This window comes from Rhodospirillales bacterium (assembly GCA_016699855.1).
GTDB lineage: Bacteria > Pseudomonadota > Alphaproteobacteria > Reyranellales > Reyranellaceae.
This window is the reverse complement of sequence record CP064988.1, coordinates 4594043-4607511: the sequence shown is the minus strand read 5'-3', so window position 1 is coordinate 4607511 and position 13469 is coordinate 4594043. Positions and strand designations below refer to the sequence as shown.

General features: G+C 70.6%; 12 protein-coding genes. 1 reads left to right on the top strand and 11 read right to left on the bottom strand.

All coding sequences use genetic code 11. The features are described from left to right. Nucleotides 1-4: 4 nt before the first annotated feature. The 11 genes from IPK81_21770 to IPK81_21720 form a co-directional block, all read right to left on the bottom strand. Entirely contained in the window at nt 5-523 is a 519-nt protein-coding gene (locus IPK81_21770) for a fumarylacetoacetate hydrolase family protein (protein ID QQS12113.1), read from the bottom strand. Nucleotides 524-789: 266 nt separating this feature from the next. Beyond that, nucleotides 790-3033, bottom strand: a complete 2244-nt coding sequence (locus IPK81_21765) for an enoyl-CoA hydratase/isomerase family protein (GenBank protein ID QQS12112.1) — start codon at nt 3031-3033, stop codon at nt 790-792. Between the two features lie 153 nt (nt 3034-3186). Then, entirely contained in the window at nt 3187-4398 is a 1212-nt protein-coding gene (locus IPK81_21760) for an acetyl-CoA C-acetyltransferase (protein ID QQS12111.1), read from the bottom strand. A 39-nt stretch (nt 4399-4437) separates the two neighbouring features. Further along, nucleotides 4438-5628, bottom strand: a complete 1191-nt coding sequence (locus IPK81_21755) for an acyl-CoA dehydrogenase family protein (protein QQS12110.1) — start codon at nt 5626-5628, stop codon at nt 4438-4440. A gap of 112 nt (nt 5629-5740) precedes the next feature. Beyond that, a complete protein-coding gene (locus IPK81_21750; protein QQS12109.1) occupies nt 5741-6547 on the bottom strand; it encodes a hypothetical protein in 807 nt (268 codons plus the stop codon). A 77-nt stretch (nt 6548-6624) separates the two neighbouring features. Then, the gene (locus tag IPK81_21745; protein QQS12108.1) at nt 6625-7491 is read right to left on the bottom strand and encodes an EamA family transporter; all 867 of its coding nucleotides are present in this window, start codon (nt 7489-7491) and stop codon (nt 6625-6627) included. Nucleotides 7492-7519: 28 nt separating this feature from the next. Continuing rightward, on the bottom strand, nt 7520-9034 hold the full coding sequence (locus IPK81_21740; protein ID QQS12107.1) for a 3-hydroxyacyl-CoA dehydrogenase: 1515 nt from the start codon (nt 9032-9034) through the stop codon (nt 7520-7522). Between the two features lie 77 nt (nt 9035-9111). Continuing rightward, nucleotides 9112-9885 (bottom strand): hypothetical protein, encoded by a 774-nt coding sequence (locus tag IPK81_21735; GenBank protein ID QQS12106.1) that lies wholly within the window; start codon nt 9883-9885, stop codon nt 9112-9114. 66 nt (nt 9886-9951) lie between these two features. Further along, the gene (locus IPK81_21730) at nt 9952-11022 is read right to left on the bottom strand and encodes an enoyl-CoA hydratase/isomerase family protein (protein ID QQS12105.1); all 1071 of its coding nucleotides are present in this window, start codon (nt 11020-11022) and stop codon (nt 9952-9954) included. A 34-nt stretch (nt 11023-11056) separates the two neighbouring features. Further along, nucleotides 11057-12199, bottom strand: a complete 1143-nt coding sequence (locus tag IPK81_21725; GenBank protein ID QQS12104.1) for an acyl-CoA dehydrogenase family protein — start codon at nt 12197-12199, stop codon at nt 11057-11059. A 48-nt stretch (nt 12200-12247) separates the two neighbouring features. Further along, nucleotides 12248-12772, bottom strand: a complete 525-nt coding sequence (locus IPK81_21720; protein ID QQS12103.1) for a hypothetical protein — start codon at nt 12770-12772, stop codon at nt 12248-12250. A 143-nt stretch (nt 12773-12915) separates the two neighbouring features. Between IPK81_21720 and IPK81_21715 the strand changes: the two genes are divergently transcribed. Continuing rightward, nucleotides 12916-13434: a hypothetical protein gene (locus IPK81_21715; GenBank protein ID QQS12102.1), complete on the top strand. Its 519-nt coding sequence runs from the start codon at nt 12916-12918 to the stop codon at nt 13432-13434. Nucleotides 13435-13469 lie beyond the last annotated feature (35 nt).

Here is a 13469-nt window from a genome sequence, read left to right as displayed (position 1 = left end):
GGCGCTACTGGAACGTCACCCGCGTCTCGCCGACGCCGGTGAACTCCGACACCGCGACGCCGGGGCCGGCGAGGATCTGTGGCGGATGCGTCGAGCCGGTCAGCACGATGTCGCCGCCGCGCAGCTTCTTGCCGTGCCCCGGAAGCTGGTTTGCAAGCCACGCCAGCGAGATCAGCGGTCCGCCCATGACGTTGGCGCCGGGTCCGGCGGCCAGCTCCTTGCCGTCGTGCGACGAGCGGCCGTGGAACGTGGCGAGGTCGAGCGAGGCCCAGTCCTTGATCTCCGGGCCGACGATGCAGGCGCCCTGGAGGAAATCGTCGGCGACGCGGCTCTTGCCGTCGGTCTTGCCGAGATCGGCGAAGCGGTTGTCGACCACCTCCATGCCGCAGTACAGCGCCGCGACGTAGGGCTTGATCGACTCCGCGTCGTAGGGCGTGGCGCGCGCCGGCACCTCCTTGGCGATGCGCGCGACGATCTCGCACTCGATGCCGTATTTCACGAAGGTGCCGGCGGGGAAGGTCACGCCCGATGACTTGATGCCGCTCTGGAAGATGGCGCCGAACGCGGGGCCCGAGAGCCCAATGACGGGGGAGAAGGGGTGTGCCCTTCTCCCCTCGCAGGAGGGGAGAAGGTGGCGCGTAGCGCCGGATGAGGGGCTTCGTCTCGGCCGCACGCTCCCTCTAGTCGCACGCGGTCTAACACGCACCGCGCGACGGCGTCACCCCGGAAGCCGGCCACGAAAAAGGGCGGCCCGCGGGCCGCCCTTCTCCGTTCCGGACGCTCGACGCGTCAGGCGGCCTTGGCCTTGGCGCCGTAGAAGCTCTGTCCCTTGGCGGCCATGTCGCGCAGCATCTTCGGCACGGCGAACTGCTGGCCGTATTTCTGCGCCAGCGAATCGCACTCCGCGACGAACTTCACGACGCCGACCTGGTCGATCAAGCTGATGGCGCCGCCGGTCTGCGGCGCGAAGCCCAGCCCCATGATCGAGCCGATGTCGCCGTCGCGCGGATCGGTCAGCACGTTGGCCTCGAGGCAGCGCGCCGTGTCGACCGCCTGGACGTAGAGCAGCCGCTTCTTGACCTCCTCCGCGACGGCGGTCTTGGCCGGACCCTCGCCGTGCGCCAGCTCCTCGCGCGGCGGGAAATGCGACGCCAGCTCCGGCCACAGGCGCTTCTTGCCGTCGGCCGGATACTCGTAGAAGCCCTTGCCGTTCTTGCGGCCGAAGCGCTCCAGCTTCTTGACCATCAGCTCGAGCATGTCCTCGGTGCCGCTGCCCTCGTACTTCTCGCCCGCCGCCGCGGCGTCGCGCCGGGTCTGGTCCATGATCTTGTACGACAGGTCGATGGCGACCTCGTCGTTGAGCGCCAGCGGGCCCACCGGCATGCCGGCGAAGCGCGCGCAGTTCTCGATCATCGCGGCGGGGATGCCCTCCTTCAGCATGCGGTGGCCCTCGCTGATGAAGGCGCCGCACACCCGGCTGGTGAAGAAGCCGCGGCTGTCGTTGACCACGATCGGCGTCTTGCGGATCTTCTGGACGTAGTCCAGCGCCCGCGCCAGCGTCTCCTGCGACGTCTTCTTGCCGACGATGATCTCGACCAGCGGCATCTTCTCGACCGGCGAGAAGAAATGCAGGCCGATGAAGTTGGCGGGCCGCGCGCTGGCCTCGGCCAGGCCGGTGATCGGCAGGGTCGAGGTGTTGGACGCGAAGATCGCGGTCGGCGCCAGCGCCGCCTCGGCCTTCTTCGTCGCCTCGGCCTTGACGTCGCGGTTCTCGAACACCGCCTCGATCACGAGGTCGCAGCCCGCCAGCGCGCCGTAGTCGGCGGTCGGCGTGATGCGCCCGAGGATCTCGGCCGCCTTATCCTTCGTCAGGCGGCCGCGCGAGGCGTCCTTCTCGAGGTCCTGCTGGCAATGCGCCTTGCCGCGGTCGGCCGACGCCTGGTCGCGGTCGACGAGCACGACCTCCAGCCCGGCGCGCGCCGAGACGTTGCACACGCCCGCGCCCATCAGGCCGGCGCCGATCACGCCGATGCGCTTGTACTCCTGCTTCGGCACGTCCTTGGGACGGCGCGCCAGCTTGTTGGCCTCCTGCAGGCCGAAGAACAGCGTGCGGATCATGCTCTTGGCGACGGGATCGCGCAGCAGCGACACGAAGTAGCGCGTCTCGATCTTCAGGCCGGTGTCGAACGGCACGTTGAGGCCCTCGTACACGCAGCTCATGATCGCCTTCGGCGCCGGATACACGCCGTTGGTCTTGCCCGCGATCATGGCGTTGCCGCCGATGAAGGTCTGCACGCCGGCCGGGCTCCACACCTGGCCGCCGGGGAAGCCCGGCGTCTTGAAGCCGGGGCGGTCCCACGGCTGCACCGCGCGGGCGTCTATCGCCGGCGCGCCCTTGGCCGCGAACGCCGGCACCACCTTCTCGCCGGCCGGCGCCATCAGCCACTCCTTGGCGCGCGCCAGCAGCTTGTCGGCCGGCACCACCTCGTGGATCAGACCCATGCCCTTGGCGTCGGCCACCGACAGGTCCTTGCCCTCGAGCAGGACCGGCGCGGCGTTCATCACGCCGACCAGCCGCGGGATGCGCTGCGTGCCGCCGCCGCCCGGCAGCAGGCCGAGCTTGACCTCGGGCTGGCCGATCTTGGTCTTGGGGTTGTCGGCGGCGATGCGGTAGTGGCAGGCGAGGCAGATCTCGAAGCCGCCGCCCAGCGCCGTGCCGTTGATCGCCGCGACCCACGGCTTGCCGCCGGTCTCCATGGCGCGGAACATCCGCTGGAGCTGGCTGAACTGCTCCATCAGCTTGGCGGCGTCCGACGTGTCGGCGTTGAGCAGCATCTCGAGGTCGGCGCCGGCGATGAAGTCGGCCTTGGCCGAGGCCAGGATCACGCCCTTCACGGCGGGGTCCTTGACCGCCTTCCGCGCGGCGTCGGCGAACGCCGCCATCGAGCCTTCGTTCAGCACGTTCATGCTGCGGCCGGGCATGTCCCACGTGATCGTGGCGATGCCGTCGGAATCGACTGCGTAGTTGATCATTATGGTCTCCTCCCCCTCTCCCCGCGCGGGCGGGGAGAGGGCCGGGGTGAGGGGCTTCACTCTGGTCGGTACGGCGCGCGGGTGCTGGAGAAGCCCCTCATCCGGCGCGGCGCGCCACCTTCTCCCCGCCTTCGCGGGGAGAAGGGAGATCGGTCAGACCCGCTCGATGATCGTGGCTGTTCCCATTCCAGCGCCAACGCACAGCGTCGCCAGACCGGTGCTCAGGCCGCGGCGCTCCAACTCGTCGAGCAGCGTGCCGAGGATCATCGCGCCGGTGGCGCCCAGCGGATGTCCCATGGCGATGGCGCCGCCGTTCACGTTGATCTTGTCGTGCGGCATGCCGAGCACCTGCATGTAGCGCAGCACGACGGCGGCGAACGCCTCGTTGAGCTCGAACAGGTCGATGTCCTTGACCGACATGCCGGCGCGCTTCAGCGCCTTCTCGGTCGAGGGCGCCGGGCCGGTCAGCATGATGGTCGGCTCCGAGCCGATCGAGGCGAAGGAGCGGATGCGGGCGCGGGGCTTCAGGCCGGAGCGCTCGCCGAACTCCTTGCTGCCGATCAGGATGCCCGAAGCGCCGTCGACGATGCCCGACGAGTTGCCGGCGTGGTGCACGTGGACGATCTTCTCGACCTCGGGATAGCGCTGCAGCGCCACCGCGTCGAAGCCCGGCATCACCTCGCCGTGCATCTTGAACGACGGCTCCAGCGCCGCCAGCGACTGCATCGTCGTGGTCGGGCGCAGGAACTCGTCCTGGGCCAGCAGGTCGACGCCGTTCTGGTCCTTCACCGGCACGACCGACTTCTTGAAGTAGCCCTTGTCCCAGGCGTGCTTGGCGCGCTTCTGCGACTCGACGGCGTAGGCGTCGACGTCGTCGCGGCTGATGCCGTACTTGGTGGCGATCAGGTCGGCCGAGATGCCCTGCGGCACGAAGTACAGCGGGATCGCCACGGCGGGATCGACCGGCCACGAGCCGCCGTCCGAGCCCATCGGCACGCGCGACATCGACTCGACGCCGCCGCCGATCACGGCGGTCGCCTGGCCCGACATCACCTGGGCGGCGGCCATGTTGGTGGCCTCCAGGCCCGAGGCGCAGAAGCGGTTCACCGTGACGCCGGCGACCGTCTCGGCCAGCCCGGCGCGGATCGCCGCCGTGCGCGCGATGTTGGCGCCCTGCTCGCCAATCGGCATGACGCAGCCCAGCACCACGTCGTCGACCAGCGACGTGTCGAGCTGGTTGCGGTCGCGCAGCGACTCCAGCACCGTCGTCGCCAGCCGGGTCGGCGTGACCTCGTGCAGCGAACCGTCCTTGCGGCCCTTGCCGCGCGGCGTGCGCACGGCGTCGTAGATATATGCCTCGGCCATGGTCATCTCCCTCGTGTCGTCCGGTCGCCGGCGCCGCCCTCAGAGCGTGCGGCCGATGATCTCTTTCATGATCTCGTTGGTGCCGCCGTAGATCTTCTGCACCCGGCTGTCGGCATAGAGCCGCGCGATCGGGTACTCCCACATGTAGCCGTAGCCGCCGAAGAACTGCAGGCACTGGTCGACGATCTCGCACTGCAGGTCGCTCATCCAGTACTTGGCCATCGCCGCCTCCGCGACCGTGAACTCGCCGCGCAGGTGCTTGGCGACGCAGTCGTCGACGTAGGCGCGCGCCACGGTGGCCTTGGTCTTCAGCTCGGCCAGCTTGAAGCGGGTGTTCTGGAAGTCGATGATCGGCTTGCCGAACGCCTTGCGCTCCTTGACGTAGGCGATGGTCTGCTCCAGCGCCGCCTCGATCGCGGCGATCGCTTGCACGGCGATCACGAGGCGCTCCTGCGGCAGCATCTGCATGAGCTGGATGAAGCCCATGCCCTCGCCGCCCAGCATGTTGTCGGCCGGCACGCGGACGTTGTCGAAGAACAGCTCCGACGTGTCCTGCGCCTTCATGCCGATCTTCTCGAGGTTGCGGCCGCGCTTGAAGCCGGCGCGGTCGCCCTCGACGCAGACCAGCGACGTGCCCTTGGCGCCAAGCTTCGGGTCGGTCTTGCAGACGACGATCACCAGATCGGCGTTCTGGCCGTTGGTGATGAAGGTCTTCGACCCGTTGACCACGTAGTTGTCGCCGTCGCGCATCGCCGAGGTCCCCATCGACGCCAGGTCCGAGCCGATGCCGGGCTCGGTCATGGCGATGGCCGTGATCATCTCGCCGGAGATCATCCTCGGCAGCCAGCGCGCCTTCTGCTCGGCGGTGGCGAAATGCTTGATGTACGGCGTGGTGATGTCGTTGTGCAGCGAGAACCCGGGACCCGACGCGAAGACGCGGCCCTGCTCCTCGATCAGGATCACGTTGTAGAGCCAGTCCGCGCCGGCGCCGCCGTGCTCCTCGGCCACGTCCATGCACAGCAGCCCGCGCTCGCCGGCCTTGCGCCACAGCGCCTTGGGGACGACGCCGTCCTCTTCCCACTGGGCGTGGAACGGCTTGACCTCCTGCTCGAAGAACCGGCGGCAGGTGTCCCGGAATTGCCGGTGTTCCGGCGTGATATGCGCGCTGAGAGCGGACAAGAACGACTCTCCCGATGGGGACGTGGACGACTGGGAATGGACACGCACCATGGTGCGGCACGCCCCGCGCGTCCAGCGGCGGAACGGCCGGACTCCTAGTTTACCTTTACGTAAACGTCAACATGAATATCCGCGCCAATCGGCGGCCGCCGCGCCGCGCGCGCTACTTCGCCGCCAGCGCCTTGCGCAGGCCGGCGGCGATGTCGCGGCCCGACGTGCCCGGCTTCACCGCCTCGGAGTACAGCACCCGCAGCATGAAGCGGTCGTAGGCCGCCAATCCGGCCTCGTCGTATCGCTGCTCGAAGCCGTAGTTCAACGGCGCGTCCTCGCGCTTCCAGCCGATGCGGATCAGCCAGTCGTTGAAATCGTAGTCGGCCGGGCAGACGTTCAGGCGCGCGTCGCGGTTGGAATTCTTCGCGAACGGTTTGCCGTGGAACACGTAGGCGCGCACGATGCTCTTGGTCGCCGGATCGGATAACTGCCACCCCTCCCACCGCTCTGGCCCCTGCGCCGGCGGGTTCTTCCAGGTCTCCAGCCATGTCGGCTGCGCCGGCGCGCGGAACGCCGGACCGCTGGTCGGCGCGCCGGCGAACTCCATCAGCACCTTCGCCTTCGCGGCGTCGGCGACGCGGATGTAGCGCAGGCCGGTCTCGCGGCCGATACGGGCGGCCTCGGCGTCGAAGCGGGCGGTCATCGTGCGCGCGCAGGACGCGGCGAAGCCCGGCGCGAATCTCAGCGCCACCGGCACATCGCCCGGCGCCCAGCGGTAGAACGCCGGCACGGGCGTGAAAATGCGGTCGAAATCCTTCACGGGAATCCGGGCGGCGGCCATGTCCTCACGGATGCCCGCGACGTTGAACGCGCCCGCTGGCGGCACGCCCTCCTCGGCGGCGGTGACGCACCCGGCGAGCAGCGCGGCGGCGGTTAGCGCGGCGAGCCGGCGGACGGCATATAAGCGGCGATGCGGCACGGCGACCTCTCGATGGAAGGACGGACACGAGTTTCCGCTGATGTGGCGGCACCGGCAAGCGCGGTCCTTGCGCTCGATCAACGCGCCGCCCGTGCGCGACGCGCCGGCACGGCGAGGATCGCCAGGCCGCAGACGATCAGCGCCATCCCGGTCAGCCGCAGCGGACCGAAGCGCTCCGCGAACGCGACGTAGGACACCGCCGCGCTGATCACCGGCACCAGCAGCGCGAACGGCGTCACCGCGCCGGCGGAATAGCGCGACAGCAGCCCACCCCAGATCAGGTACGCGACCCAGGTCGCGGCGGCGGCGAGATAGGCGATCGCCATCCAGCCGAGAAAGCTGGCGCCGAGCAGCGAGGCGGCCACCGCCGACGGCCCCTCGATCGCCAGCGACAGGCCCAACGCCGGCAGCGGCGCCAGCAGGCTGAGCCAGGAGATCAGCGCCATGTCGACGCCGCCGACGCGCTTGGCGAGGATGTTGCCGGTCGCCCAGCTCACTGCGGCGGCGAAGGCCAGCGCGAAGCCGGTCCAGGTGGCGTCGGCGCCACCCAGCGAGGCCGCGACCACCACCAGTCCGCCGACCGCGACGATGATGCCGGCGCTCTGCCTTCGCGTCGGCCGTTCGCCGATCGCCAGCGCGAACAGCACTGTCAGCGGCGCCTGCGTGTGCACGACCACCGCCGCCAGCCCCGGCGGCATGCCGACATGCATGGCGCTGAACAGGAACGTGAACTGGCCGAGGTACCAGGTCGCGGCCAGCGCCAGCATCATCCGCCAGTCGGCCTTGGGGAACGGCAGCCACAGCACCGGCAGCGCGGCGGCGGCGAACCGCAGCGCCGTCATCAGCAGTGGCGGAAACGAGTCCAGCCCGATTCGGATGACGGCGAAATTCAAACCCCAGATGACCGCGACGAGCAGCGCGAGGGCGGTGTGGAGCGGCGACATCGACGCGGCCGGCCGCGGTCCGGCCGCCCTACTCCGGCGTCGCGGCGACGAGACCGAGCTGGGCGCGGCGGCGCAGCCATTGGCTGGGCCGGTAGCGGTCGTCGCCGGTGATCGCCTGGATGCGCTGCAGGATGCCGTGCGTGGCCGCGACGCCCATGAGGTCGGCCATCGCCAGCGGACCCTGCGGATAATTCAGACCCAGCGTCATCGCCGTGTCGACATCGGCCGGCGAGGCGATGCCGATCTGCGCCATCTCGCAGCCGAGGTTGGCGATCATCGCGCGCATGCGCTGGAGCACGAAGCCGGGGCTGTCCTTGATCGCGGTGACCTTGGCGCCGGCCTTGATCAGGACCAGGGCGACGGCGTCGCGCGCCGCCGTGTCGCCGCCCGGCGCGGTCATCATGGTGGCGCGCTTGGCCACCGCGCCGGTCGGATCGATGGCCACCACGCGCTTGGGATCGAGCCGCTTCTCGACGCAGACGGTCGTGCAATCGTCGCCCAGCGGCGTGACGACGATCGGCGACTTGCCGTCGTCGGCCTCCAGCAGCTTGGCGCCACCGGCCTTCAGGAGATCGAGCACGGCGGAGTCGGCCGAGGGGCCGGCCACGACCGTCGCCGCGGCCGCGCCCGCCGGCGCGAGGTCGGCGCCGGGATCGATCTTGCCGCCCTTCTCGTCGTAGGCGTACCAGCCGCCGCCGGTCTTGCGGCCCAGCCGGCCGGCGTGGAACAGGCCCTCGTGGTAGGGGCTCGGCGTCATGCGCCGGTCGTGGAAGAAGCCCTCGTAGATGATCTTGCGCGCCGGGAAGTTCACGTCGATGCCGGTCAGGTCCATCAGCTCGAACGGCCCCATGCGGAAGCCGCCGGCGTCGCGCATCACGGCGTCGATCTGCGACGGCGTGGCCCGGCCCTCGGTGTAGATGCGCAGGCCCTCGGTGCCGATCGCGGTGCCGCCGAGGTTGACGAGGAAGCCGGGCGTGTCTCCCACCACCACCGGCACGCGGGTCTGCCGCTTGCCCAGCGCCACCATCGCGTCGACCGCCCACGGCGCGGTGTCGGCGGCGCGGATCACCTCGACCAGCTTCATCAGCGGCACGGGGTTGAAGTAGTGCATGCCGCAGACGCGGTCGCGCCGCTTCAGCGCGCGGGCGATCGAGGCGATGCGGATCGACGAGGTGTTCGACGCGATGATCGTGGTCTCGGCGACCACGGCCTCGATCTCGAGGAACAGCTTGCGCTTGACCTCGAGGTCCTCGAACACCGCCTCGATCACGACATGGCACGGCGCCAGCGCCATCAGGTCCTCGGCGACCTGCAGGTTGGCCTCGGCGGCGTCGCACGCGTTCTGCTCAAGCCGCCCCTTGGCGACCAGGCTACGGAGCTGCTCGCCGATCGCGGCCTTGGCCTTGGCGGCGCCGCCGGGCGCGGCGTCGTAGACCAGCGTGCGGATGCCGCCCTGGGCGGAGACCTGCGCGATTCCCCGGCCCATGGCGCCGGCGCCCACCACGCCGACGCAGAGGTCGGCGCGCGCCACATCGAGACTCATCATCAACTCCGTCGGATCCGGCCATCGGGCCGCGCGCAAGCTGGCACGTGGCCGACCGACGGGTCAACGCCGGCGGGTCAGGGAGTCGCGCAGCCCGGAAGGCGAAGGATCGCCGCGGCGTGCTGGCGCAGCTTCTCGTGCGCGGCGCCGACCTGCTTGGCGTCGGCGCAGGCGCCGGCGGTGTCGCCGGACTCCGCGCGCGCCATCGCCAGCAGCGCCCGCGCGTCGGGCGACACGTCGGGCAGCGCCACCGCCTTGACCAGCACCGGCACGGCGGCGTCAGCGCGGCTAGTGGTCAGGTACAGCCGTCCGAGATCGGTGAAGGCGGCGTGGCTCGACTTCGGCCCGGCCATGGCGCGGCGGAACAGCTTCTCGGCCTCGGCCGGGTCGTTGTCGCGCTCGAGCGCCACCGTCGCGAAACCGTGGTAGGCGCGGCCGTCCTCGGGATCGAGCAGCCAGGCGTGGTTGAAGCGCTTCATGGCGGTGGCGGCGTCGCCGCCCTCTCGGAGCGCCTTCCACGCCGCCTCGATGGTCCGGTCGACCGCGGCGGCGCGACCGCCGGGCTGGGCCGTCGCCTCGGCGATGAATTTGTCGTCGGCGGCCTTCATCTCGCCGGTGCGCGCGACGCCGCCATACATCGGCCGCTCATCGACGGGACGCGCCGCTGCGGCGGACGCCGCGGGCGCCGCTGGCGCCGCTGGCGCTGGAGGCTTGGCGGCGGGCGCCGCCGGGGTCGTGGCGGCCGGGGCCGCCGGCGCGGGCGGCTTCGCGGCAGGCGCCGGCGGCGCCTGCGCGGACGCCGCCGACACGCACATCAACGCGGCGAGCGTCATCGGAATCAGACGGGACATCTCAACCTCCGGATGCCGCGCGACGGCCGGCGCGCGGACGCGACGCCGCGGCCGCGCCGCCTCCGCTCACGCGAACGATAGATCGTTGTCGACCGCCGTGAAATGGGCCTCGACCATCGCCGGGGTAACGTCCGCCAGCGTCGCCGGGTTCCATCTCGGCTTCTGGTCCTTGTCGATCAGCACGGCGCGCACGCCCTCGAAGAAATCGTGGCCCGGCCGCATGCAGGCCTGCGACATGCGGTACTCGATCGTCATGACGTCCTCGAACGAGCGGTTGGCGCAGCGCTTGAGCTGCTCCAGCGTGATCTTCATCGACAGCGGCGACATGCGGCCGATCACGGCGCGCTGCTTGTCGGCCCACTCGCCGCCCCTGGCCGCCAGCTTGGCGACGATCTCCTCGACCGTCTCGGCCGAGAAGCAGCGGTCGATGTCCTCCATCATCGCCGGCAGCGACGGCGGACCGGGATCCTCGGCCAGCCCCGCGACCACGGCGTCGACGGCGCGCGCCGTCGGCGGGCCGGAGAACGTCGCGCCCGCCAGCGCCGACATCACGGCCGGCAGCTTCGCGCTCGGCACGTAGGCCTGGGCGATGCCGGCCCACAGCGCGTCGGCCGCCTTCAGGCGGTGGCCGGTCAACGCCAGGAACACGCCCAGCGCGCCCGGCAGACGGTTCAGGAAATAGCCGCCGCCGACGTCGGGGAACAGCGCGATCGCCGTCTCCGGCATGGCGAACAGGAACTTCTCGGTAACGACCGAGTAGGTGCCGTGCACCGACAGGCCGACGCCGCCGCCCATGTCGATGCCGTCGATCAGAGAGATCCACGGCTTGGCGAAGCGGTAGATGCGCCGGTTGACGATGTACTCCTCGCGGAAGAAGTCGCGCCGCCCCGTGCCGGAGGGATTGTCGCGCGCCTCGCGGGCGAGGAAGGCGACGTCGCCGCCGGCGCAGAACGCCTTGTCGCCGGCGCCGCGCACCACCACCGCCTTGACGGCGGGATCCCTCTCCCACACCGGCAGCATCCGCTCCATCTCGCGGATCATGCCGACCGACAGCGAGTTGAGCGCCTTCGGCCGGTTCAGCGTCATCACGCCGACGCCGTCGACCACCTCGAACAGAATCTCGGAATCCACGCTCACGTGCCTTGTCCCTTCCTGGAATTTCCGCGCCTGTTCACGCGCCGGTCATCAGCCGGCGCGCGATCACCACGCGCATGATCTCGTTCGTGCCCTCGAGGATCTGGTGCACCCGCAGGTCGCGCAGGTAGCGCTCGATCGGGAAATCCTTGAGGTAGCCGTAGCCGCCGTGCAGCTGCAGCGCCTCGTTGACGATGCGGAAGCCCGCGTCGGTGGCGAAGCGCTTGGCCATGGCGCTGGCCTGCGTCGCGTCCGGCGACTTGGCGTCGAGCAGGATGGCCGCCTTGTGGATCAGCAGACGCGCCGCCTCCAGCTCGGTCGCCATGTCGGCGAGCTTGAACTGGGTGGCCTGGAAATCCGCCAGCGGCCGGCCGAACTGCTTGCGCTCCACGACGTAGCGCGACGCGGTCTCCAGACAGGCGCGCGCGCCGCCCAGCGAGCAGGCGCCGATGTTGATGCGCCCGCCGTCGAGGCCCATCATCGCGATCTTGAAGCCGTGGCCCTCCGGCCCGAGCCGGTTGGCGACCGGCACGCGGCAGTTCTCGAAGATCACCGCCGCCGTCGGCTGGCTGTTCCAGCCGAGCTTGTCCTCCTGCTTGCCGAACGACAGGCCGGGCGTGCCGTTCTCGACCACCAGGCAGGAGACGCCGCCGGCGCCCTCGCCGCCGGTGCGCACCATCGTCACGTAGACGTCGCTGCGCCCGCCGCCGGAGATGAACGCCTTGGCGCCGTTCAGAACGTAGTGGTCGCCGTCGAGCGTGGCGCGCGCGCGCAGGCCGGCGGCGTCGGAGCCGGCGCCCGGCTCGGTCAGGCAGTAGCTGGCGAAGTGCTCCATGGTCATGAGCTTCGGCAGCACGCGCCGGCGCAGCGCGTCCTCGCCGAAGCGGTCGATCATCCAGGCGCACATGTTGTGGATCGAGATGTAGGCGGCGGTCGAGGGACAGGCCGCCGCCAGCTCCTCGAACACCAGCGCGGCGTCGAGCCGCGTCAGGCCGGTGCCGCCGACGTCGTCGCCGACATAGATGCCGCCGAATCCCAGCGCCGCCGCCGCGCGCAGCGTCTCGACCGGAAAGACCTTGTCGCGGTCCCAGGCCGCGGCGTGCGGCAGCATCCGCTCCACCGCGAAGGCGCGCGCCGTCTGCTGGAACGCCGCCTGGTCCTCGCTCAGGGTGAAATCCATCGTCCCCCCGCCAAAAGCGCGCGGATCATAGGGCCGGGCCCCTTCGAGTCAACGAACGCCGCCGGCTCCCGGCGGCGCCACCGCGGCGAGCGCGCCGCCACCCCCGCCGCGCCGCGACAGATGCATCGCCCGCGTGCACGGCTCCGGCGCCGGCGGCGCGTCGGCCACGCGGCGGAGATCGAACGCCGTGCAGCCCGGGCCCTCGACGATGCCGCGCATGCGCCCGCCGGACGCCTCCATACGGCCGACGAAGTTCACCGTGACGTAGTTCTCCGGCCGCCACAGCCATTGCGATTCGTCGCTCACCAGCCGCACCTCGCGCGTCGCCGGATCGTAGCGGCCGCGCAGCCGGTAGCAGCCCGTGGGCACGCCGGGATTCTCGGACACGGCGTAGAACAGGAACAATCCCTCGGCCTCGGCGTCCATCGTTTCGCGGATCGTCAGCGTCACCCCCGTGACGCCCTGCGCGCAATCGTATTTGCCCTGCCAGTACCCCGTCAGCCCGCCGCCCTGCGCCATCGCCGGCGCCGTCAGCAGCGCCGCCGCCAGAGCCACGCCCATCGCCCCACGCATCGCCGGCGCTCCTTCGATCAATCGTACGCATCGCGCGTCTGGGCGCCGGCGGATTGAGCGGTCGGCCGTCGCCCCTGTCAACGCGGGCGGCGAGCGTCTAGGATCGCGCCGCGTTGGACGACCTACCGATCCGGAGCTTGGACATGTGGCGCGATCTCACCCCGCAGGAAGCCGCGACGATGCCGGAGGCCCGCCTCGGCGGCGCGTTGATGGCGATGTTCGCGCTCGCGATCGCCGTCGTCGTGGCGATGGCGGTCGTCACGGTGTTCAACGCCTGGCTGTTCCTGACGGTCGGCCCCGGCGGCATGGGGCGCGGCCAGGGACTCGCGACGACGCTGTTCATGGTGCCGACAGCCTTCGTCACGCTGCTGGCGCTGGTCTTCGCGATCATGACCATGGCGCGGGCGCGCTCGACGCCGACCGTGCTGATCGGCGGCGTGGTCGTCTGGATGGTGCTGCGGCTGCTGTTCACCATCGGCGGACAGGTCCTCGTCTCGCAGCAATACGGCGCGAACGGCGGCGCCGTGCTGTTCTCGATGATGTGGCCGGTGCTGGTGAACGTCGCCGCCGACGGCGTGCTGGCCGCGGCGCTGTGCGGCTACATGTCGGACGGCACCCGGCCCAACGCCTACTTCCTGCGCCGGGTGCGGACCGGACGGTAGGTAACGCGTTGACGCGCCGCGGCGGCGGCCTATAA